The organism is Mesorhizobium sp., from assembly GCF_017306585.1.
Classification (GTDB): domain Bacteria; phylum Pseudomonadota; class Alphaproteobacteria; order Rhizobiales; family Rhizobiaceae; genus Mesorhizobium.
On sequence record NZ_JAFKIC010000111.1, the window covers coordinates 56,768 to 79,297 of the forward strand.

The window sequence follows — 22,530 nt, forward strand, 5'->3', positions numbered from 1 at the left end:
GCGCCGGGCTGAAGAGACACGGATCGGACTCTTAAGCCTTGAAATTGCCACCGCCATGGGCTTCAACGCAAGACATGTTTGAGGGGCGCCTGCGTCTTTTCCTGGTCTGGCTCTGCACCATGCTGTTCATGGCGCCGACGGCCCTTGCGCTTGCGCAGGAAAAGGACGGTGTCGGCGACCTGAAACTTCCGGGCATATCGAGCTATGCGACGCCGAAGGGTGAGACCTCGCTGGCCATTGGCGGCGGTGGCGCGATCACGCTTTCCGCCCAATTGACCGACAAGGGCACCGATATCACCCGCGGCCTCGTCTGGCGCGTCTTCAAGCCGGAAGCCGTCAATGGCAAATTGCCGATGGTTGCCTCTGCCCATGGCGGGACGGCCGTTTTTCAGCTCGAACCCGGCAGCTACCTGGTTCATGCCTCCTATGGCCGCGCGGGCGCTACCAAGCGCATCACCGTCGGAAAGGACGCCAAACGCGAGAGCGTGGTGCTCGATGCCGGCGGCCTGAAGCTCGACGCGGTTCTCTCCGGCGGCGTGCGCATTCCGCCCAAGAAACTGCGTTTCTCGATCTATGAGGGCCACGCCGAGCCCAATGGCGACCGCGCGCTGATCATTCCCGATGTCGAGCCCAACAGTGTCGTGCGGCTCAACGCAGGCATCTACCACGTCGTCTCGACCTATGGCGCGGTCAACGCCGTCATCCGCTCCGACATTCGCGTCGAGGCCGGCAAGCTGACGGAAGCCACTGTCGAGCATCACGCAGCCGAAATCACGATGAAACTGGTGCGCGAGACCGGCGGCGAAGCGATCGCCGATACGTCGTGGTCGCTACTCAACGAATCCGGCGATCCGATCAAGGAAACCGTAGGCGCCTTCGCCTCCCTGGTGCTGGCCGAGGGCGATTATACGATTATCGCCAAGAACCGCGACCGCATCTACCAGAAGGATTTCACGGTGGTTGCCGGACAGAATCAGGAAATCGAGGTTCTGGCGACCGAAGCCGCCGCGATGGACCCCGAGGAAGGCGCGGATTAGGCGACCGTCACTCAGTTGAAATGATAGTTCAACCCGACACGCACGATCTGCTCGTGAAAGGCAGCCGATGAGGTGAAGATGATGGGAGTGTTCGAGACCGCATCGAAGGACCGATGGCCAAGATCGACGTAGAGATACTCAGCCTTGACACTCCAGTTTGGCGCCAACATTGTCTCCACACCGGCGCCCGCCGTCCAGCCGAATTTGACTTTTGACGACGTCTGGTCCGCACAAATAAACGCATCTGCCAGACAGCCTGACGTTATGTCAGCCGTATTGAAATTGAGACTGGTCTTGCCATACGCCAAACCGCCTGTGGCGTAGATCAGCCATTGCGGGTTGACCAGATAACCCGCGCGACCACGCACCGTCCCAAACCAGTCGATTTGCTTGCCCACTCCGGTCGCAGTTGTGTCGAAAAATTGGGGAGACCTAACCTCGGATAGGGACCCTTTTATGCCGGAAGCCTGCAGATCAGCCTCGAGACCAACAACCAGTCCTGATTGCAATTCCCAATTATAACCAACCTGACCACCGCCAATGACGCCTTGTGCTTTCGGCGACAACGACGTTGGGAAAAGACCTATGCCGGCAATAGCCGCGAGGAACCCGTCGAGAGCAGGGTCCGTTGATCTTTCTGACAGATCAACACCGCCCGAATCCCAACCATAGCCAACATTTGCGCCGAGGTAACTTCCGGTCCAAGACGGCGACGAGGCGTTGAAATCCGCCGCCACAGCGACATTGATTGCGATCCCACCGGCAACACCCAGGATCACACTCGCCAAGCCGAGGCTTTTTATGGTCTTCATCGACATTGCCCTTGCCCGCTCTATTCGTAGCAGGCGGCGCAACCAATGACTGTGTCCGCGAAGCAACTCGCGTCGTATATTTGGTGCCAGTCTTGCTCAGGCGGCCAGTTTGGTCCGCGCCGGAAGGAACGGAAGCCGGCGGCGCGGCAAGCTCGGCGCCAGATCGAAGACACCGCGATAGAGGCGGTCGAGCAAAGCCTTGCGGTCGCGTAGCGGTTCAAGCTCGCTCCAGGGCAGCACGTCGCCGACGCGCACATCGATTGCCTTGCCGGACAGCCGCGCGAATTCATGGATGAGCATCGAAAGGCGCAGTGTCAGCGAGGCCCTTCCCACGAATTTGGCCACGCGGCCGTCGCGCTCGGCCATGTTCATCGGCCCGCTGACCAGATGGAACAGCCTGCCATTCTGTCCGGAAAAATGCATCGGAATGACCGAGGCCTTGGCATCCTGGACGAGACGAGCCGGAAACATCTTCCACGGCAGATCGCGCGCCCGGCCAAAGCCTTTCGGCGCGGTCGCGACGCCGCCGGCCGGGAATACCACGATGGTGACGCCTTCCCTGAGCAGCCGCACCGCTTCATGGCGCACCGCCATGTTGTTCTTCAGCGCGTCCTTGGTCTCGGAGAAATCGATCGGCAGCGAATAGGGCTCCATCTCGCGGATCTTGAGCAGATCCTTGTGGATCATAACCCGGAACGGGCGCCCGAGCTGCTCCACCAGCGAAAGCACCGCAATACCGTCGCCGATGCCGAAGGGATGGTTGGCGACGATCACCAGCGGGGTATCGGGCAGGTTCTTCGGCGGCCACTGGTCGGCGGTTCGCACGCGCACGTCGATGAGGTCCAGCATGCGGCTGAAGATACGTTCGCCCGTCGGCACCACCTGACGGCGCCAGAAATCATAGAGCGCGGCAAAGCGATCGCGGCCGGACAGGCCCTCGATCGAATGGATGACCCAGCGCGTCAGCGCCGGCTGCCGCGGATTGGCGTAGGAAAGCTCGGGGAACGGTCGTTCGCGCGATTTCAGCTTGAGCATCGGGGCTCGTTACAAGGTTGTCGTGACAGGGATATGAAAATGGCGGTGGATCGCTCCACCGCCATTTCGATCGAGAGTGCTCTGTATCAGGCGGCGCGCTTGCGCCGGCGGTCGGGCGTGATCGCCTCATCCGCAAGCTGAGCGATCGCCTGGGCAAGACCAAGCGATTCCTGATCGCGCGAGCCGAGCCGGCGCATGTTGACCGTCTGCTCCTCCGCCTCGCGCTTGCCGCAGACAAGGATGACCGGAACCTTGGCCAGCGAGTGCTCGCGGACCTTGTAGTTGATCTTCTCGTTGCGCAGGTCAGCCTCCGCCGACAGGCCGGCGGCCTTCAGTTTGGCCACCACCTCGGTGGCGTAGGCGTCGGCGTCCGAAGTGATCGTCGCCACCACCACCTGCAACGGTGCGAACCACAGCGGGAAATGGCCGGAATAGTTCTCGATCAGGATGCCGAGGAAGCGCTCCATCGAACCGCAGATGGCGCGGTGCACCATGACGGGCTGTTTCTTCTCCGAATCCGAGCCGATGTAGAAGGCGCCGAAGCGTTCCGGCAGGTTGAAGTCGACCTGCGTGGTGCCGCATTGCCATTCGCGGCCGATGGCGTCCTTCAGCACATACTCGAACTTCGGCCCGTAGAAAGCGCCCTCGCCCGGATTGATCGAGGTCTTGATGCGGTTGCCGGAGCGCGTACGGATCGTCTCCAGCACGCTGCCCATGATCGCCTCGGCATGGTCCCAGGCCTCGTCGGTGCCGACGCGCTTGTCCGGCCGCGTCGACAGCTTGACACTGATCTCGTCGAAACCGAAATCGGCATAGGTCGACAGGATCAGGTCGTTGATGCGCAGGCATTCCGCCGCCAGCTGCTCCTCGGTGCAGAAAATATGCGCATCGTCCTGCGTGAAGCCGCGCACGCGCATCAGCCCATGCAGCGCGCCCGACGGCTCGTAGCGGTGCACATTGCCGAATTCCGCCAGCTTTACCGGCAGGTCGCGGTAGGACTTCAGCCCGTGCTTGAAAATCTGCACGTGGCCAGGGCAGTTCATCGGCTTCAGCGCGAAGACGCGGTCGTCGTCGGTGTCGTCGCCGGCGACGGTCACCTTGAACATGGCGTCGCGATACCAACCCCAGTGGCCCGAGGTCTCCCACAGGCTCTTGTCGAGCACCTGCGGGGCGTTGACTTCCTGATAGCCTTGCTCGTCGAGGCGGCGGCGCATGTAATTGACCAGGTTCTGGAACATCTTCCAGCCCTTGGCGTGCCAGAAGACGACGCCCGGCCCCTCTTCCTGGAAATGGAACAGGTCCATTTCGCGGCCAAGCTTGCGGTGATCGCGCTTCTCCGCCTCCTCCAGCATCGTCTGGTAGGCTTCGAGTTGCGCCTGGTCGGCCCAGGCCGTGCCATAGATGCGCGTCAGCATCGGATTGTTCGAATCGCCACGCCAATAGGCGCCGGCCACCTTCATCAGCTTGAAAGCGTTGCCGATCTGCCCGGTGGAAGCCATGTGCGGGCCACGGCAAAGGTCGAACCAGTCGCCCTGCGCGTAGATCTTGAGATCCTGGTCCTCCGGAATGGCGTCGATCAGTTCGAGTTTGTAGCGCTCGCCCTTGTCGGCGAAGACTTTCTTCGCCCGCTCGCGCGTCCAGACTTCCTTGGTGAACGGCTTGTTGCGCGCGATAATCTCGCGCATCTTCTTCTCGATCACGGGGAAATCGTCCGGGGTGAACGGTTCGTTGCGCGCGAAATCGTAATAGAATCCGTTTTCGATCACCGGCCCGATGGTGACCTGCGTTCCCGGCCATAATTCCTGCACGGCTTCCGCCAGCACATGCGCCGTGTCGTGACGGATAAGCTCGAGAGCGCGCGCATCGTCGCGAGTGATGATCTCGACCTTGCCGGACTTGCCGAGCGGGTCCGAGAGATCGCGCACGGTGCCGTCGATCGCATAGGCCACGGCCTTCTTGGCCAGCGACTTCGAGATCGATTCGGCCAGGCCAGCGCCGGTCATCGCCGCGTCGTAGTCGCGCACGGAGCCATCGGGAAATGTCAGGGAAACGGAATTCAGCATCGGTATCTCCTATCCAGTCCCGCAAACGAGCGCGGGTGGTAAAGTACAGATCGTCGGCAGCTTACGTCGGCGACCTGCATCAGGTTAGCCGGAGGCGTCCGGCGGCGGCAGTCTTTTATGAGCAGATGGCGCCGCCGTAAAGCCCGGCTCAGTCAATCAGTTGCGGCAGGTCCTTGAGGAACGCGGCCCGTGTCGCCAATCCCTTCGGCATGTCGGTCCGCTTGGTGTCGACAACGAGCCGGGCGAACACGATCTGGCGGCCGTCCTTCTGCGCCCAGCCGACAAACCAGCCGAGCGAGCGCTTATCCTTGCCGGCCTCTCCGAGCCTCGTGCTGCCGGTCTTGCCCTGAACTGCCCAATCGCCGGCCTTGAAGCTCGGGATGATGGCGCGCGTCATTTCATGGGCCTTGGCCGAAACAGGCATCTTGCCGGCGAGCATCTGACGCAGGAAGGCAACCTGCTCAACCGGCGTGATCTTGAGCGAAGAATTGACCCAGGAACGTGTGAGCCCATCGTCCTTGCCGGGATTGCCCGAAACGTCCGAATTGCCGTAGTTGAATTTCGATACATAGCCGGCAAATTTCTCACTGCCGAGCCTGCGGGTAATCTCGCGCGAGAACCAGATGATGGAATCACGCTCCCAGATCACCGGATCGACTGACTTCTGGTCCCGCTTCACCGCGTTGAACTCCGGCTTGTAGTCCCATGTCGGCGTGTGTTCGTCGGTCAGGATGCCGGCGTCGTAGCCGATCAGGGAAAGCGGCACCTTGAATGTCGAAGCGGGGCTGAACCGCTGGTCGCAGATGCCCTCCTGATAGAGCGTCTTGCCGCTCGCCGCGTCGGCAATCAGCGTGCATTTGACATCGCCGAGCGGCGCCGACTGGGCGCGCATCGGAAATCCCAGCAACCAGGCGAGCAGGAACAGCACTCCGGCCATGATGAAGGGAAGACGATCGATGTTGCGCATGGGATGCTCGCTCCAGAGGGGGATTCGTAAGCGGGCTTAGCGGGGTCTCTTGTCTCGAATTTGTCTCAAATGCGCAGTCTTTGTGCAGGCTCGCGTTAACCCTACCGGATCGTAAACGCAGCCTAGAGTATGACCGGCCGTCGATCGGTCTTGCGCGGCTGCGGATCGGGTTTTGACGCGCCTTTTGTGAACGGGCCGGAGCTCCCGGCGTTTTCATTCCTGGTTTTCGCCAGACAGCGCGGGCACGGGGTTGCTCCAAGGAATTCGGGCAACAATCCATCACCGCTTTTTGAAGCATGTATGTGCAAGGCAAGAAACAGCGACATCATCGGGAGACCTCACAATCTTGAGGTCTCAGTGTCGCCTCAGGCCGCAGGCATCACCACCCGTTTCCGGACGGCCCTCGGCTGTTGGCCTTGCCAGCTTTCCTGCCGATTTGCCAGTAACGCCACGGCATGAACCAGACATAGCGGTCCGCCAGCGCTTCCGGCACGAGGTCGACCCCGTGCGTGCCGAAGGGACCGCAGCGCAGCACCCGGAACAATCCCATCCAGCCGCCGGCCCACAGGCCATGGCGGGCGATCGCCTCATGGGCATATTCCGAGCATGTCGGCAGGTGCCGGCAGGAATTGCCGACAAAGCCGGACAGCGTCAGTTGGTAGAGGCGCACGAACGACGTGCCGAAGAGACGACCGGGCGTCTTGCGCCACGGGCCGGCCCAGTTGCGGCCGCGCCTCGGCGGTCCGGCTGTATGCGCATGCCGATGCTGGTCGTGCACCGAAATCTCCGCGTCGCGTATTCCCTGCGATAGATGTGGGCTTCGTCAGGAGAACGCAATCCCGATCTCTCCTCGCCTTGCATCATGGACGGGAGCGGCGAAACGGCTGCCTGGCTATCGGATGAGACCACCGGTCAAAGTCAGCAGGCTCGCCGCAGCGCCTCGTGTGATGGCTTTCTTCGCGCCACTGGAACGTTGCGATCCGCATGACGTCGCCGAAAATGTTCAGGAACTGGATCATGGTCGATCTCCTTTAGGGAGAGATTAGACCGCCGCTGGCCTTCGCCTTCAAACGAGTATAATTTCCATTTCGGATAATCCTGGGTTATGCGAAATGAAGCGCGGACGCTTGCCGTTGACGGCATTGAGAAGCTTTGAGGCAGCGGGGCGGCACCTGAGCTTCAGCAAGGCCGCCGAGGAGCTTTTCGTTTCGCAGGCGGCAATCAGCCGGCAGATCCGCGAACTCGAAACCTTCCTGCGCCAGCCCCTGTTCGAACGTCACCATCGGCGTGTGGAATTGACGGACACCGGCCGGCGCCTGCTCGCTCAACTGGTCCGCAGTTTCGACAGCATCGACAGGTTGCTTTCTGAATTGATCGCAGCCCCCGTGCAGTCGGTGGTGCGCGTCAGTGTCGAGCCGTCGCTTGCTTCCGTGTGGCTGGTGCCCCGGCTCAACCGCTTTCGCCAATTGCGGCCCGATATCGACGTCTCTCTCGAGGTCGAGCCAAGGTTGATAGAATTCCGCGGCGACCAACCAGAACTTGCGTTGCGCTTCAGCGCGCACGCCACGTCGTGGCCGCGCGCCGAGGCGGAGCAGCTTGCCTCGACGGTCGATTCTCCTGTCCTTTCGCCAGCCCTGCTGGCGTCCGGCCCGCCCCTAGAGAAGCCGGTTGACCTCACCCGTTACACGCTTCTGCACGAGGAAAACCGTCAGGGATGGGCACGCTGGTTCGAGGCAGCCGGAGTGCCTGCCGAAGCCGTGCCCGCGCGTGGCCCGATGCTGGCGGATGCATCGCTGTCGAAACAGGCCGCCTTGCTTGGACATGGCGTGGCGCTGGGCGATCTCCTGCAGATCGGCGAGGAGATCGCGGCCGGCACCTTGGTCAAGCCGTTCGACATCGACGTCGCCTCCGGCTCCTACTGGCTGGTGGCGAGAAATTTGCGCGATCTCGCCGAACCGGCCGCGGCGTTCGCCGACTGGGTGAGAAGCGAGTTTGCCGCAAGCAGGCGGTCGTCATAGGCAGCAGCCCGGAGCCTGCCGGCGGACCCGCTACTTCGCCTTCCTGTATTTCTCGAGAAGCTTGTCCAGATCGGTCGCGTCCATCTTCGCAGGCGCACCCGCCGTATCTTCCGCAGGGTTGAATGTGAGCACGACATCGCGCCACAGATCATAGTGTGCCGTGTAGGAAGCCAGCCCGGGAAACGGCGCGCAGCGCGTGATTGCCCGGATGGCGGCTTCGGCAACCGCATCCCGTGACGGTGTCACGGGGCCGACAATTTTCGGCGGACCGGCGAGCGACCCGTCCTTGTTCAGGCTGATTTCGACATGGGCAACGTGCTTTGCCGACGCAGGCACGTTCCAGCAGACCTGGATCGCCTTCATGAGATAGTCGGCTATGTCTCGCTGGACCGTGATTTCGGCAGCATTTGAGCCACCGCCCGACAGCAGCAAAGCGGCAAGAGTGGCTGCGAGAACAGGGCCATGGCGTGAGGAATCGGAGTTGCTTTCGCCAAGGCCGATCGTCACGGCGGGATCAAGGCGCGCGCTCACGCGGCTTCTTCGGCGCGCTTCTTCTCGATCTGGCCGATCGCGTCGACCACAGCATCGAAGGTCAGCATGGTCGAGGCATGGCGCGCCTTGTAGTCGCGCACCGGCTCCAGATATTTGAGGTCGGCGAAGCGGCCTTCCGGCGGCTCGCCATTCTCCTTCAACATCTTCAGCATGGTCTCGCGCACCGCCCGCAATTCCTCGGCGCTGGCGCCCACCACATGCTGCGCCATGATCGAGGACGACGCCTGGCCGAGCGCGCAGGCCTTCACGTCATGAGCGAAATCGGTGACAACGCCATCCTGCATCTTCAGATCGACGATGACGGTCGAACCGCACAGCTTGGAATGCGCCTTCGCGGTCGCATCGGGGTGGTCGAGACGGCCAATGCGGGCGATGTTTCCGGCGAAACCGAGAATTTTCGCGTTGTAGACGTCGTTGATCATTATTTTCCAATCCGTCGCCGCCAAGCGAACAGCGATTGCCGCTGCAGTGTCTTCCTTTCGCTCGCTACGACCTTATATAATGCTGGCAGTCCGGTAACGACAAGGCGATGAGCGCCGCTGTCCTGGCCGGGAAGTTCACGCCGCTTACGGGGCTGGAAACGGGGCGAGTTTCCGACACCGAAAGGTCGTGGTCCGTTCAACTCGTTCCTCCTTGGAGAGGAACTACGGGAGACGCCTTTTATGGATGCCGTCATAAAGAAACTCATGCCCCAGTCCGCATACATGGAAAAGCCGGTCACCGACCGGCCTAGCGAAGCCGAGGTCGAGGCCGCCGTGCGCACGCTGCTGCGTTGGACCGGCGACAATCCCGACCGCGAGGGCCTCATCGACACGCCCAAGCGCGTGGCCAAGGCCTATCGCGAAATGTTCGGCGGCTACGACATGTGCCCGGCCGAGGAACTCGGCCGCACCTTCGAGGAAGTCGCCGGCTATGACGACCTCGTCATCGTCAGGGATATCCAGTTCCATTCGCATTGCGAGCACCACATGGTGCCGATCATCGGCAAGGCGCATGTCGGCTATCTGCCTGACGGCAAGGTGGTCGGCCTGTCCAAGATCGCGCGCGTCGTCGACATCTTCGCCCATCGCCTGCAGACGCAGGAGGCTATGACCGCGCAGATCGCCGGCGTCATCCAGGATGTGCTCAACCCGCGCGGTGTCGCCGTCATGATCGAGGCCGAGCATATGTGCATGGCCATGCGCGGCATCCGCAAGCAGGGTTCCACCACATTGACCTCCACCTTCACCGGCGTGTTCAAGGACACGCCCGAGGAGCAGGTCCGTTTCGTCACCATGGTGCGCGGCGGGGCGTAAGCGCCTCGCCCGGCATCGCTAGCTCAAGGACCGGCGATGTCGGCACTGGAATTTTCAAAGGCTCCATCGGACAAGAAGGCTCTGGAAGAAGGCGCGGTGTTTTCACCGCGCTTCGACAGCGCCGGTCTGGTTACCGTCGTCGTCACCGATTCCGCCGACGGCATGCTGCTGATGGTCGCGCACATGAATGCCCAGGCGCTGGCGCTGACGCTGGAGACAGGCATCGCCCACTATTGGTCGCGCTCGCGCAACGCGCTTTGGAAGAAGGGCGAAACCTCGGGCAATCTCCAGCATGTCGTCGAGATGCGCACCGACTGCGACCAGGACGCATTGTGGCTTCGCGTGAAAGTGTTGGGCCACGACGCAACCTGTCATACGGGCCGGCGTTCCTGCTTTTATCGGACGGTGGGGCTGGTCGACGGCAAGGGGACGCTTGCCGACGACGGCAGCAAGCCGCTGTTCGATGCGGAAACCACATATCGGAAACCATCGGCTTGAACCTTCTGCCAGACATCAACCACACAGATTCATCATTTCGATACGGGCGGTCCGTATATTAGGCTTGGGACAAGGGAGATCATGATGCTCGAATGGGCGTCATTGCGTAACAGACCAGATGTCAGGGAGGCCAACGGCCTGTCCTCATCCGGCGGCGCATCCGAAACCAAACCTCCCAGGAAAACAGGAATTTCGCTCGCGCTCGGCGGCGGCTGCGCCCGGGGTTGGGCCCATATCGGCGTGCTGCGTGCGCTCGACGAAGCCGGTATCGAAGTCTCGATGATCGCCGGCACCTCGATCGGCGCGCTGGTCGGCGGCTGCTATCTCGCCGGCAAACTGGATGAGCTTGAAGAATTCGCTCGCAGCCTGACCCGGCGGCGCATCTTCGGCCTGCTCGACCTCAATCTGCGGGGCAACGGTCTTTTCGGCGGCATGAAGCTCGACGCCCGCCTGCGTGAACATGTCAACGGCATCCGTTTCGAGGATCTGCCCAAGCCATTCGTCTGTGTGGCGTCGGAAATCCGTACCGGCCATGAGATCTGGCTGTCGAGCGGTTCGCTGATAACAGCCATGCGCGCATCCTATGCACTGCCCGGCGTGTTCGAGCCGGTGAATTGCAATGGCCGCGTGCTGGTCGACGGGGCGCTGGTCAATCCGGTGCCGGTGTCGGTCTGCCGCGCCTACGAGCAGCCGCTCGTTGTAGCCGTCAACCTCCACTACGACCTGTTCGGCCGCGCCGCCGTGATCAAACACAGCGCCGGCGAGCTGGTCGTCGAAAAGGACGCGCCGCGTTCCGGCCACCTGGACCCGGACCACCAGTCGCATCAGACGCGCCTCGGCATCACGGGCGTGATGGTCGAGGCCTTCAACATCATCCAGGACCGCATCTCGCGCGCCAGGCTTGCCGGCGATCCGCCCGACATGTCGCTGCAGCCCAAGCTTAGCCATATCGGCCTGACCGAGTTCCACCGCGCCGACGAAGCCATCAAACTTGGCTACCAGGCGACGATGGCGCAGATCGGCGAGCTCACCCGGCTGCAGGCGGTTCTCGGCTAGCACGAACCCATTCGGCATCCTCGGCATCCTCCGTCGTCATTGGCGACGCGATGTCACGCCCGAATCTCTGTTCGTATAACTGATTGCAAAATACAATCAGTTATACAGTATGCATTCAGCGAACCGGAGGCGCGAATGGCCAAGATCATCTATTCCATGCTGATATCGCTGGACGGCTATATCGCCCGATCTGACGAGGACATCGGCCTGCCGGTGCCCGAGACGGAACTGCACCAGCACTTCAACGACATGATGAGACAGTCCGCGGCGGTCCTCGCCGGACGCCGGATGTACGAGACTATGGTCTTCTGGGACAGCCCCGAACGCGAGACTGGGGCCAGCGAGGTCGAGCGCGATTTTGCTCGCGCATGGCGGCAGACGCCGAAAATCGTGTTCTCGACCACGCTCGCCCATGTCGGGCCAAATGCCAGGCTGGTGAGCCACAACGCCATTGCCGAAGTTCGTTCCCTAAAGGAGGAAACCGAAGGCCTGATGATCGTGGGCGGTGCCGATCTTGCGGCCTCTCTGGCACGGGCGGATCTAATCGATGAATACCGGCTCTACATGCATCCTGTGGTGCTGGGTGGCGGCAAGCCGTATTTCCAGTCCGGCCTGTCGCTGGCGCTGACACCGCTTGGCACGGAAAGTCTGAGCCAGGGCGTGACGCTGCTGTGCTACGCGCCGGCCAATTGAGTCCCCCCTCGCGCTAGGCCCGTGCCGCATCGACGATGCGGAACTGCACAGTGCGGTTGCCGTTCCAATAGTTGCCCGACAACGAGCCTGCGACATGCATCGTCTTGCCCCTGTTTTTGAACAGGAACTCGCCGAGCACGGTGTCGACAGCACGAAAGGCCATTGCTTGGATGCGGCCGCCGCTTTCCGACTGTAGGTCAGCGCGGATATGATTGGTGCCAACGGGGCGCGCGTCGGCCAGCCGATGGCGCGGCAGCACGAAAACGGGCGCTACGTGCCCGGCGCCGAAGGGGCCGGCCTTTTCCAGCGCGTCGAGAAGCCCGAGCGTCGCGCCCTCCGCGGCAAGCGCGCCATCGATCGCCAGGCTTTCCTCATCCTGCAGCCGGAACACGTCCGCAGCCGCGCGCTCCTCGAAAAATGCCCTGAGTTCGCCCAGTCGCGCGCGCTCCACGGTGATGCCGGCCGCCATGCCGTGGCCGCCGCCCTTGACGATCAGCCCGGCGTCGGCGGCCTCGCGCACCAGCCGGCCGAGATCGAAACCGGACACCGATCGGCCTGAACCGGTGCCGATGCCCACAGCGTTGAAAGCAATGGCGAAGGCCGGCCGGCGCGCATGGTCCTTCAGCCGCGAAGCAAGCAAACCCACAATGCCGGGATGCCAGGCGTTGCTGGCGGTGACGACGATTGCCGGCCCGCTGCCGCCGGCGAGCTCGGCATCGGCCTCGGCGCGCGCCTGGGCCAGCATCTCCTGCTCCATCTGCTGCCGCTCCTGGTTCAGGCGGTCGAGCGTCTCGGCGATGGTGAGGGCTTCGACCGGATCGTCGGTCGCAAGCAGCCGGCTTCCGAGCGCGGCATCGCCGATGCGCCCACCGGCATTGATGCGCGGGCCGATCAGATAGGAGAGATGGAAGGTGCTGATCGGCTCGCCGATGCGCGACACGCGCGCCAGTGCGGCCAGGCCTTCGTGCTTCTGCTGGCGCGCCACTTGCAGTCCCTTGACGACGAAAGCGCGGTTGACGCCGGTGAGCGGCACCACGTCGCATACGGTGGCAAGCGCCACGAGATCGAGCAATGAAAGCAAATCCGGCATCGCGGCGCTGGTCCGGCCGCGCAGAACCTTCGCGGTTTGCACCAAAGCGAGGAAAACGACACCGGCGGCGCAAAGATGTCCCTGCCCGGAAAGGTCGTCGTCGCGGTTGGGATTGACGACGGCAAGGGCCGCTGGCAGCGCGCCGCCAACCTGATGATGGTCGAGCACCACGACATCGGCGCCAGCCTCGTTGGCGGCTTCGACGGAAACAGCGCTGTTGGTGCCGCAATCGACGGTGACGATCAGGCTCGCGCCGCGCGAGACGAGTTCGCGCATGGCATCGGGATTGGGGCCATAGCCCTCGAAGATGCGATCGGGAATATAGATTTCGGAGGGGACCGAGAAATGCGCGAGGAAGCGCTTCAGCAGGGCCGATGAGGCAGCGCCGTCGACATCATAGTCGCCGAAGATCGCCACCTTTTCCCTGGCCATCACCGCCTCCGCGATGCGGATGGCAGCTTTGTCCATGTCGGTCAGCGAGGCCGGATCCGGCAACAGGTCCCGGATCGTCGGGTCGAGAAACCGCTCGGTCTGGTCGGCGGTGACGCCACGCCCGGCAAGAACGCGCGCGACGATGTCGGGTACGCCATGGCCCTGCGCGATGGCGAGCGCGATCATGTCCTGCCGCTCGGTCAGCCGGTGCTCCCAGGAGAGACCGGTGGCCGACTGCCTGACGTCGAGGAAAAGGCGCCTTTCGCCTGTCATGCGCTTTGCCAACTCATGCATGGCGGCAGGATAATGCATGTCGCCCAAAAGTGTGCAGCGGTTTTGGGATAACGACCTGCACTAACAACAGCCCAAAGGCTGACAAAGCCAAGCGGATCACGCTGGCGCGCCGTCGTGGGGACTTCAAGAGAGACTACGCTTTCCGCCTTTCAGACGCGCGCGGAAACCATCCGAATGCCGCGTCGCCAGATCGCTAGCAACTGCAACCCGGCTGCGCAAGCGGCCCTAGAACTTATCCAAATCCTGATGGCGGGCCTTGATCTCGCGCACCGTGCGTGAGGAGGAGCGCAGCACGATCGTATGTGTGGTGACATAGGTGCGGCCGAACTTGACGCCGTCCAGCATGTTGCCGTCGGTCACGCCGGTGGCCGCGAACAGCACATCGCCACGCGCCATGTCCTCGGCCCGGTAGACCCGCTTCGGATCGGCAATGCCCATCTTGGCGGCGCGCGCGACCTTCTCCGGCGTATCGAGGATCAACCGGCCCTGCATCTGGCCGCCGGTGCAGCGCAGCGCGGCCGCCGCCAGCACGCCTTCCGGCGCGCCGCCGGTGCCGAGATAGATATCGATGCCGGTTTCGTCGGGATCGGTGGTGTGGATGACGCCGGCGACGTCGCCATCGCCGATCAGCCGGATCGCGGCGCCCGTGGCGCGCACGGCATCGATCAGCCTGGCGTGGCGCGGCCGGTCGAGAATACAAGCTGTGATGTCGGACACCGCGACGCCCTTGGCCTTGGCCAGGCTGGCGATGTTGTCGGCCGGTGAGGCATCGATATCGATGACGCCCTCGGCATAGCCCGGACCGATGGCGATCTTGTCCATGTAGACGTCGGGCGCGAACAACAGGCTGCCCTTCTCGGCGATCGCGATGACGGCGAGCGCGTTCGGCAGGTTCTTGGCGCAGATCGTCGTGCCCTCGAGTGGATCAAGCGCGATATCGACCGCCGGACCTTTGCCGGTGCCGACCTCCTCGCCGATATAGAGCATCGGCGCCTCATCCCGCTCGCCCTCGCCGATGACCACCGTGCCCTTGATGGCAAGGCGGTTGAGTTCCTGGCGCATGGCATCGACGGCGACCTGATCGGCCGCCTTCTCGTCGCCGCGGCCGCGCAGCCTGGCGGCGGCGACAGCGGCCCGCTCGGTGACACGCACCAGTTCCATGGTAAGTATCCGGTCTAGGCCGGCGACGATGTTCTGGGCCACATTCATTTCGGCAGTTCCTCGTTTCAATGCCACCTCCCGCCGGAGGCGCGCTTGTTTTGTCAAACGAGCATGACAACGGCAAGACCTGCCGGGGCATTTATCGAAACGCGAACAATATCAATCGATTGAACCGCATTCTTGAAATGATGCCGGCTCGGCCATGGCAGGCCGAGCCGGCTGGAAACATATCGGGATTGCGCCTTGGCGGCCTAGAAGACCGCAAGGTATTTCAGCAGCGAAATAATGCCGATGATAATGACAATGACCTGGACGATCTGCCTCATGCGCCCGTCCAGCGGCAGGCGCTGGACCAGATAGAGCACGAGAATGATGACAAGGAATGTGATCAGGATGCCGATCAACATGGATGAAGCCATGGTGTCCTCCTTGAAGTGATTGCTTTAACGGGGAATGAGCCGGCAGCGCCGGCTCTATGCCGACGCGGTCAATACCAGCGGCGCTGCGTATCGTTCATGGACTGGCCGATGGCCAGACCGGCCAGAAAGCCGAGCAGACCTATCACGCCGACGACCGCGGTGGTGGTGCCGGGATTTTCGCGGGCCACCTCGGACACGACCTGTGCCTGACTGCGCAATTGCTGAGCGGTCCGCGACGCGCGGGCGGCAGCGGTGTCGTAGAAATGCGAAGCCTGATCCGACGCTTCGTCGACAAGCTCCGCACTCCGTTCCGCCAGGCTCTTGTTGATCTTGGTAATCTCCTTTCGGAGATCCGCGATCTGCTTCTCCAGGGTCTTCTGGATGTCGTCGATCTGGGGGGTGTCGGACTTGCTGGTATCGGCCATGAAGCGGCTCCCTTGGTTGTTGACCAAGAGAACGGCCCCGACACGAATTCGTTCCGATCGATCTCCGATGCCGGTCACGCCGCGCCGACGCGGTTCCTGCATCGTGACGGCAGCGGACTACCCTGCCCGCTCGATACGGATGACCTGCGGCTTGTCCGTCAGGTGACCATCCTTGGTGATGCCGTCGACAGCCTTGCGCACGGCGGCCTCGGTGGTCTCGTGGGTGACGAGAATCACGGTCTTCTGCGCCTCCGCCTCGCCGCCGACCGCGTGCTGGACGATCGATTCCAGCGAAATGTCGTTGTCGGCCATGCGCTTGGCAATCGCGGCGAACACGCCGATGCGGTCATGCACGGTCAGCCGGATGAAATAGCCGCCGGCATGGCTGCGCATCTGCGCCTTCTTGTAGGGCTTCAACTCCTTGGCGGGCCGGCCGAAGACCGGACCGTGCTGGAATCCTGGCCGGCTCTTGGCGATATCGGCAATGTCGCCGATGACCGCCGAGGCCGTCGCATTGCCGCCGGCGCCGGGGCCGGAGAGCAGTAGTTCGCCGAGGATGTCGGTTTCGATCGCCACGGCGTTGGTCACACCGTGCACCTGCGCGATGACGGAAGCTGTCGGCACCATGGTCGGGTGCACACGCTGTTCGATGCCGCTCTCGGTGCGTTGGGCAACACCGAGCAGCTTGATCCGGTAGCCGAGATCGCCGGCGGCACGAATGTCGGCCTGGGTGATGTTGGAGATGCCCTCCATGTAGATGTCGTTGGCGGCGATCTTGGTGCCGAAGGCAAGGCTGGTCAGGATCGACAGCTTGTGCGCGGTGTCGTGGCCTTCGATGTCGAAGGTCGGGTCGGCCTCGGCATAGCCGAGCCGCTGCGCATCCTTCAGCACGACGTCGAAGGAGACGCCTTCGGCCTCCATGCGGGTCAGGATGTAGTTGCAGGTGCCGTTGAGAATGCCGAACACGCGCGTGACCGAATTGCCGGCCATCGCCTCGCGCATCGTCTTGATGACGGGAATGCCACCTGCTACCGCCGCCTCGTAGTTGAGCAGCACACCCTTCTTCTCGGCGATCTCGGCCAGCGCCACGCCATGCTTGGCCAGCAGCGCCTTGTTGGCGGTGACGACATGGCGGCCGGCTTCGAGCGCCGCCTTCACCGACGACCGTGCGGCTCCCTCATCGCCGCCGATCAGTTCGACGAACACATCGATGTCGGCGGCCTGCGCCATCTTGACCGGATCGTCGAACCAGGTCGCCGATCCGAGATCGATACCCCGGTCGCGCTTCCGGTCGCGCGCTGAGACAGCGGTGACCGTAACGTCGCGGCCGCATTGCCGGGTCAGCTCCGCCGCCTTGTCGCGCAGCACGCGCGCCACCGACGCGCCGACCGTGCCAAGTCCGGCTATTCCAACACGCAGTGCTTCAGCCATGGCAGGCGACGTCCCTCAATCAGATCGAAATTTAGTTAGCGGTGGGCTGAAAGCGGCACCACATTGTTGGGCTGCTTGGCGCTGGTCGACAGGAAGCGCTTGATGTTGCGCGCCGCCTGACGGATCCGGTGCTCGTTTTCGACGAGCGCCACGCGCACGAAATCGTCGCCATGTTCGCCAAAGCCCACACCCGGCGCCACCGCCACGTCGGCGTGCTCGATGAGCAGCTTGGAGAATTCGAGCGAGCCCAGATGCCGGAACGGTTCGGGGATCGGTGCCCAGGCGAACATCGAGGCGGCAGGCGCCGGAATGTTCCACCCTGCACGCCCGAAGGCGTCGACCATCACGTCGCGTCGCTTGTGATAGACGTCGCGCACCTCGGCGATATCGGCGCCGTCGCCGTTGAGCGCATGCGCGGCCGCCACCTGGATCGGCGTGAAGGCGCCGTAATCGAGATATGACTTCACCCGCGTCAGCGCCGAGATCAGCCGCTCATTGCCGACCGCGAAGCCCATGCGCCAGCCCGGCATCGAAAAGGTCTTCGACATCGAAGTGAACTCGACGCAGACGTCGATGGCGCCGGGAACCTGCAGCACCGAAGGCGGCGGATTGCCGTCGAAATAGATTTCAGAATAGGCGAGGTCGGACAGGATGATGATGTCGTTCTTCTTCGCGAAGGCGACCACGTCCTTGTAGAAATCGAGCGACGCGACCAGCGCCGTCGGATTCGACGGATAGTTGAGGATCAGCGCCAGCGGCTTCGGGATCGAATGGCGGATGCCGCGCTCGACCGCCGGGATGAAACCGTCATCGGGCTCGACCTGCAACGAGCGGATGACGCCGCCCGACATGATGAAACCGAAGGCATGGATCGGATAGGTCGGGTTCGGGCACAGGATCACGTCGCCGGGCGCGGTGATCGCCTGCGCCATATTGGCGAAGCCTTCCTTCGAACCGAGCGTGGCCACGACCTGGGTATCAGGATTGAGCTTCACGCCAAAGCGGCGCTGATAGTAGGCGGCCTGGGCGCGGCGCAGGCCGGGAATACCGCGAGAGGACGAATAACGATGCGTGCGCGGATCGCGCACGACCTCGCACAATTTATCGACGATGGCCTTTGGCGTCGGAAGGTCCGGATTGCCCATGCCAAGGTCGATGATGTCGGCGCCGCGCGAACGGGCGCTGGCCTTGAGCCGGTTGACCTGCTCGAAAACGTAGGGCGGAAGCCGGCGGACCTTGTGAAATTCTTCCATGGCAGTTCCAGACAGCAAAAGGGGCCCCGAATATCTTAGGGCATTGGGCGCGCGCTATATACTCATTTGCAGGTAGGGTCGAGGGTCGGGTCGCATTTGCCTTCGATCTGCTTCAGCGTCTGAGGGCCATGCTGCTTGGCAAGATCGGTCAGAGCTCCCTGGTTGGTGACCTTTGGAGCGCCGCCCCTGGGCGCCTGTCCGCCCTTGTCGGCCTTCAGTTCGGCCAGCTTGGCGTCGCGCTCGGCCGGCGTGAACTGCTGCGCAGCAACCTTGGGCGGAATATTCAGGTTCGGAAAGGTTCCGGTATCCTTCGGACCCGCATCCGATGCCATCGGCACCGGACCGCCGCTATTCGTGCTCGAGCAGCCGGCGACACCCAGCAGGATGACCGCCGCACCGATGCGGCAAAGGCATGCGGCGTTGAAAAAAACAGTCCCGCCAATATTAATCGTCATATTGTTTCCTTGGCAGCCGGGGTAGAGCGAGATTGGACCCTGTCGGATGTCCCATGTTAATATGTCAAGAAAACGCTTCCGGAGGAACCCCGCGAACCATGTCCAAAACACCCGATTCGGGCAAAGCGGAAGATGGCGGACCTTCAACCGTCGAGCAATATCTGGTCAAGGACCCGGAGCGCTTCGCGCTGAATATGGCGCGGATGGTCGAACAAGCCGGCAAAGCGGCGTCAGCCTGGGCCGAGCCACGCGAAAAGGGTGAGGTGCGCGACCATGTCGCCGAGCCCGTCGTCGACATGGTCAAGACCTTCTCCAAGCTCAGCGAATACTGGCTGGCCGACCCGCAACGTGCGCTGGAAGCGCAGACACGGCTGTTCGCCGGCTATATGACCGTATGGGCCAATGCCATCCAGCGTGTCAGCCCGAACGCCGAGGGACAGGACGACGCCGTCAAGCCGGAGCGGGGCGACAAGCGCTTTCAGGACCCGGAATGGGGCCGCAACGCCTTTTTCGACTTCCTCAAACAGGCCTATCTCGTCACCTCGCGCTGGGCGGCCGATCTTGTGGAGCACGCCGAGGGGCTCGATGATCACACCCGCCACAAGGCGAGCTTCTACGTCAAGCAGGTGTCCAACGCCATTTCGCCGTCGAATTTCATCCTGACCAACCCGGAACTGTTTCGCGAAACCGTCGCCTCCAACGGCGAAAACCTGGTGCGTGGCATGAAGATGCTGGCCGAGGACATCGCCGCCGGCAAGGGCGACCTGAAACTGCGCCAGGCCGACTATTCGCCCTTCGAGATTGGCAGGAACATCGCCACCACGCCCGGCAAGGTGGTCGGCCGCAGCGACGTCGCCGAGATCATTCAGTACGATCCGGCGACAGAGACGGTGCTGAAACGCCCGCTGCTGATCTGCCCACCCTGGATCAACAAGTTCTACATACTCGACCTCAACCCGCAAAAATCCTTCATCCGCTGGGCGATCGAACAAGGTCACACCGTGTTCGTCATCTCCTGGATCAACCCGGACGAGCGCCACGGCGCCAAGAACTGGGAAGCCTATATCCGGGAAGGCCTGCAATATGGCCTCGACACGATCGAGAAGGCGACCGGAGAGCACGACGTCAACGCGATCGGCTACTGCGTCGGCGGCACGCTGCTGGCGGCGGCGCTGGCGCTGATGGCCGCGGAGGGCGACGACCGCATCAAGTCCGCGACCTTCTTCACCACGCAAGTCGACTTCACCCATGCCGGCGACCTGAAGGTGTTCGTCGACGAGGAACAGGTCGCGGCTGTTGAAAAATCGATGAACGAAAAAGGTTATCTCGACGGCACCAAGATGGCGACCGCCTTCAACATGCTGCGCTCGGGCGATCTGATCTGGCCCTATGTCGTCAACAACTACATGCGCGGCAAGGACCCCCTGCCCTTCGACCTGCTCTACTGGAATGCCGATTCGACGCGCATGGCCGCAGCCAACCACTCCTTCTACCTGCGCAACTGCTATCTCGAGAACAACCTCTCGCGCGGAACGATGGAGTTGGCGGGCCATACCGTCTCGCTGGGCGATGTCACCATTCCAATCTACAATCTCGCGTCCCGGGAGGATCACATCGCGCCGGCGCTGTCCGTCTTCCTCGGCTCGAAATATTTCGGCGGCAAGGTCGAATATGTGATGGCCGGATCGGGCCATATCGCCGGCGTCGTCAACCCGCCCGCCTCCAACAAATACCAGTACTGGACAGGTGGCGCGCCGACCGGCGACTTCAACCAATGGATCGCCGAGGCAACCGACCATCCGGGGTCGTGGTGGCCGCACTGGCAAGGCTGGATCGAAGCCCAGGACAACAGCCGTGTGCCTGCCCGCAAACCCGGCAAGCATATGAAAACCTTGGGCGATGCTCCCGGCACCTATGTGAAGGTGCGTGTGTAACGGACTGTAATGTCTGGTGAGTTGACGGCCCGGAAAAAGCGGGCGAAATGGTGGCGTCAACCATCAAGCAGCCGTAATTCGGCAACCACCGTGAAAATACTTCAACGCTTGCGGATTTGACACAGGTCTCGTTTCCGGATCGGAGACAAAGGTCACTTTGGACGGCGATCTACTATGCCGCACCAAGGGTATACCGACCGGGCATCGAGGGGGAATTTGACTTTGAAATCAGCAGGATGGAGCCTCGCAAAGGGAGAACGCCGCGCCATTGTGGCAGCGCTCTGCTCCGTGCTTCTGGCTTCCTGCACCTCGGCCGGCGACCCGACGATGTCGGTCGGAATGCCCGGCTATAATGCTTCTTCCTCGGACATGAATGCGGCCGCCACCGGCAAGCCGATCGCCGCCGTCGATTCGTCGTCGCAGGCAGCGGCCGCGCACGCCACCGAGCAGGCGACCGTGATGGGCGAAGGCGATACCGCCCTGCCTGAAACAATCGCCTACGTGCCGACGGCCAAGCCCGAGGCAGCTTTTCCGCTCACCACGCCGGCAGGCGCTGAAACGATCGCGGGGCATACGCCGCAGTCCTTGCAGCAGCCGGTGCAGACGGCGCAGCAGACCGACGCGGTCGCCCAGAAGATCGCCGCCGCCGATGCCGCGGTGACCGCGCCCAAACCGGCCGCGGCACCGGCGATGAACAATCCGGTCTATGTGACCGCGGGCGAAATGCCACAACCCGAAGCGCCGAAGAAAAGAGGTTTTCTGGCCTCTATGTTCGGTGCCACGCCCGCTTCGGCGACGCCTGCCCCTCTGGTCAACACGCGCGCTGGCGAACAGCCAGCCGCGCAAGCCAAACCCGCGCCAGCGCCGGCGCCGGCAAAACCGATCATCACATTGGCCTCGGCCGATTCCGCGCAAAAGCCTGTGCAACTGGCTTCGATAGGCGGCGACACCGGCCATATCACCGGCAGTGATGCGCTGCCCGGCGTTCGTCAGACGGCGCTGTTCGAGATCAAGCGCAAATCCGGCCTGGACGATGAGAGCGACGTCGATCTCAACGAGGACGAAGGCGGCGGCTATCAGGTCGCGTCCGCCGCCGGCATGGCACGACTGGCGCCCAACGGGCTGCTCAAGCAGAACGAGAGTGTCGATGTCGCCTGCCTGAAGCCCTCCCTGGTGCGCGTGCTGAAGACGATCGAGGGCCACTACGGCCGCAAGATGGTCGTCACCTCGGGCTATCGCGATCCGGCGCGCAACCGCCGCGCCAATGGCGCCAAGAATTCGCTGCACATGTACTGCGCGGCCGCCGACATCCAGGTGCCCGGCGTCTCCAAGTGGGAACTGGCGAACTACATCAGGACCATGCCTGGCCGTGGCGGCGTCGGCACCTATTGCCACACCGATTCGGTCCACGTCGACGTCGGCCCCGAACGCGACTGGAACTGGCGCTGCCGCCGGCGCAGCGGCGGCGGTGGCGAAGGCTGATTTTCCTCCATTTCGACATCTCTGAGCGTTGGGATGCAGTGCAGGATTCCGCGCGGCCGCAAAGCGTCTTTGCCATCCTTGAAAAAAGTTGTCGCTTCTGGCGGCATTAGGGTTGCCGGCTGCCAACA

General features: G+C 62.8%; 23 protein-coding genes. 8 read left to right on the forward strand and 15 right to left on the reverse strand.

Annotated features, from left to right (window positions below):
* The first annotated feature begins 74 nt into the window (after nt 1-74).
* Nucleotides 75-1,037, forward strand: coding sequence for a hypothetical protein (locus J0I79_RS06430; protein WP_292855809.1), 963 nt, complete (start codon nt 75-77; stop codon nt 1,035-1,037).
* A gap of 11 nt (nt 1,038-1,048) precedes the next feature.
* Here J0I79_RS06430 and J0I79_RS06435 read toward each other — a convergent pair whose 3' ends face one another.
* The 6 genes from J0I79_RS06435 to J0I79_RS06460 form a co-directional block, all read right to left on the reverse strand.
* Nucleotides 1,049-1,855 carry an outer membrane protein gene (locus J0I79_RS06435; protein WP_292855810.1) on the reverse strand — a complete coding sequence of 269 codons (807 nt, stop codon included), beginning with the start codon at nt 1,853-1,855 and terminating at the stop codon, nt 1,049-1,051.
* Between the two features lie 90 nt (nt 1,856-1,945).
* Nucleotides 1,946-2,884, reverse strand: coding sequence for a GNAT family N-acetyltransferase (locus J0I79_RS06440; RefSeq protein WP_292855811.1), 939 nt, complete (start codon nt 2,882-2,884; stop codon nt 1,946-1,948).
* Nucleotides 2,885-2,970: 86 nt separating this feature from the next.
* Nucleotides 2,971-4,947, reverse strand: coding sequence for a threonine--tRNA ligase (gene thrS / locus J0I79_RS06445; RefSeq protein WP_292855812.1), 1,977 nt, complete (start codon nt 4,945-4,947; stop codon nt 2,971-2,973).
* 148 nt (nt 4,948-5,095) lie between these two features.
* Complete coding sequence (gene blaOXA, locus J0I79_RS06450; RefSeq protein WP_292855813.1) at nt 5,096-5,914, reverse strand: class D beta-lactamase; 819 nt, start codon at nt 5,912-5,914, stop codon at nt 5,096-5,098.
* 379 nt (nt 5,915-6,293) lie between these two features.
* Nucleotides 6,294-6,692, reverse strand: coding sequence for a membrane protein insertion efficiency factor YidD (gene yidD, locus J0I79_RS06455; protein ID WP_292855814.1), 399 nt, complete (start codon nt 6,690-6,692; stop codon nt 6,294-6,296).
* 82 nt (nt 6,693-6,774) lie between these two features.
* Nucleotides 6,775-6,933 (reverse strand): hypothetical protein, encoded by a 159-nt coding sequence (locus tag J0I79_RS06460; RefSeq protein WP_292855815.1) that lies wholly within the window; start codon nt 6,931-6,933, stop codon nt 6,775-6,777.
* 93 nt (nt 6,934-7,026) lie between these two features.
* Between J0I79_RS06460 and J0I79_RS06465 the strand changes: the two genes are divergently transcribed.
* On the forward strand, nt 7,027-7,932 hold the full coding sequence (locus tag J0I79_RS06465) for a LysR substrate-binding domain-containing protein (protein WP_292855816.1): 906 nt from the start codon (nt 7,027-7,029) through the stop codon (nt 7,930-7,932).
* A 30-nt stretch (nt 7,933-7,962) separates the two neighbouring features.
* Here the strand turns inward: J0I79_RS06465 and J0I79_RS06470 are convergent, their stop codons facing one another.
* Together J0I79_RS06470 and J0I79_RS06475 are read right to left on the reverse strand one after the other, a co-directional pair.
* Nucleotides 7,963-8,463, reverse strand: coding sequence for a cell envelope integrity protein TolA (locus tag J0I79_RS06470; RefSeq protein ID WP_292855817.1), 501 nt, complete (start codon nt 8,461-8,463; stop codon nt 7,963-7,965).
* A complete protein-coding gene (locus J0I79_RS06475) occupies nt 8,460-8,906 on the reverse strand; it encodes an iron-sulfur cluster assembly scaffold protein (RefSeq protein ID WP_292855818.1) in 447 nt (148 codons plus the stop codon). Before J0I79_RS06475 ends, J0I79_RS06470 begins: the two co-directional genes overlap by 4 nt.
* A 240-nt stretch (nt 8,907-9,146) precedes the next feature.
* On the opposite strand from J0I79_RS06475, the gene folE reads away from it, so the two are divergent.
* From folE to J0I79_RS06495, 4 genes are all read left to right on the forward strand, one after another.
* Nucleotides 9,147-9,779: a GTP cyclohydrolase I FolE gene (folE, locus tag J0I79_RS06480; protein ID WP_140734689.1), complete on the forward strand. Its 633-nt coding sequence runs from the start codon at nt 9,147-9,149 to the stop codon at nt 9,777-9,779.
* Between the two features lie 36 nt (nt 9,780-9,815).
* Nucleotides 9,816-10,277, forward strand: coding sequence for a phosphoribosyl-AMP cyclohydrolase (hisI, locus tag J0I79_RS06485; protein ID WP_292855821.1), 462 nt, complete (start codon nt 9,816-9,818; stop codon nt 10,275-10,277).
* An 84-nt stretch (nt 10,278-10,361) separates the two neighbouring features.
* Entirely contained in the window at nt 10,362-11,333 is a 972-nt protein-coding gene (locus tag J0I79_RS06490) for a patatin family protein (RefSeq protein ID WP_292855862.1), read from the forward strand.
* Nucleotides 11,334-11,468: 135 nt separating this feature from the next.
* Nucleotides 11,469-12,026, forward strand: coding sequence for a dihydrofolate reductase family protein (locus tag J0I79_RS06495; protein WP_292855823.1), 558 nt, complete (start codon nt 11,469-11,471; stop codon nt 12,024-12,026).
* Nucleotides 12,027-12,039: 13 nt separating this feature from the next.
* Here J0I79_RS06495 and recJ read toward each other — a convergent pair whose 3' ends face one another.
* The 7 genes from recJ to J0I79_RS06530 all read right to left on the reverse strand — a co-directional run bounded on the left by recJ (nt 12,040) and on the right by J0I79_RS06530 (nt 18,986).
* Nucleotides 12,040-13,821 (reverse strand): single-stranded-DNA-specific exonuclease RecJ, encoded by a 1,782-nt coding sequence (gene recJ / locus J0I79_RS06500; protein ID WP_292855825.1) that lies wholly within the window; start codon nt 13,819-13,821, stop codon nt 12,040-12,042.
* A 246-nt stretch (nt 13,822-14,067) separates the two neighbouring features.
* Nucleotides 14,068-15,051, reverse strand: a complete 984-nt coding sequence (glpX, locus tag J0I79_RS06505) for a class II fructose-bisphosphatase (protein WP_292855827.1) — start codon at nt 15,049-15,051, stop codon at nt 14,068-14,070.
* 203 nt (nt 15,052-15,254) lie between these two features.
* On the reverse strand, nt 15,255-15,422 hold the full coding sequence (locus J0I79_RS06510) for a Thivi_2564 family membrane protein (RefSeq protein WP_292855829.1): 168 nt from the start codon (nt 15,420-15,422) through the stop codon (nt 15,255-15,257).
* A 68-nt stretch (nt 15,423-15,490) separates the two neighbouring features.
* Nucleotides 15,491-15,847, reverse strand: coding sequence for a hypothetical protein (locus J0I79_RS06515; protein WP_292855831.1), 357 nt, complete (start codon nt 15,845-15,847; stop codon nt 15,491-15,493).
* Between the two features lie 117 nt (nt 15,848-15,964).
* Complete coding sequence (locus tag J0I79_RS06520; protein ID WP_292855833.1) at nt 15,965-17,278, reverse strand: homoserine dehydrogenase; 1,314 nt, start codon at nt 17,276-17,278, stop codon at nt 15,965-15,967.
* Between the two features lie 35 nt (nt 17,279-17,313).
* A complete protein-coding gene (locus J0I79_RS06525) occupies nt 17,314-18,531 on the reverse strand; it encodes an LL-diaminopimelate aminotransferase (protein WP_292855834.1) in 1,218 nt (405 codons plus the stop codon).
* Nucleotides 18,532-18,593: 62 nt separating this feature from the next.
* The gene (locus J0I79_RS06530; RefSeq protein WP_292855835.1) at nt 18,594-18,986 is read right to left on the reverse strand and encodes a hypothetical protein; all 393 of its coding nucleotides are present in this window, start codon (nt 18,984-18,986) and stop codon (nt 18,594-18,596) included.
* A 98-nt stretch (nt 18,987-19,084) separates the two neighbouring features.
* Between J0I79_RS06530 and phaC the strand changes: the two genes are divergently transcribed.
* Both phaC and J0I79_RS06540 read left to right on the forward strand, forming a co-directional pair.
* Nucleotides 19,085-20,920: a class I poly(R)-hydroxyalkanoic acid synthase gene (gene phaC, locus J0I79_RS06535; RefSeq protein WP_292855846.1), complete on the forward strand. Its 1,836-nt coding sequence runs from the start codon at nt 19,085-19,087 to the stop codon at nt 20,918-20,920.
* 216 nt (nt 20,921-21,136) lie between these two features.
* Entirely contained in the window at nt 21,137-22,402 is a 1,266-nt protein-coding gene (locus tag J0I79_RS06540) for a YcbK family protein (protein ID WP_292855848.1), read from the forward strand.
* Nucleotides 22,403-22,530: the final 128 nt, after the last annotated feature.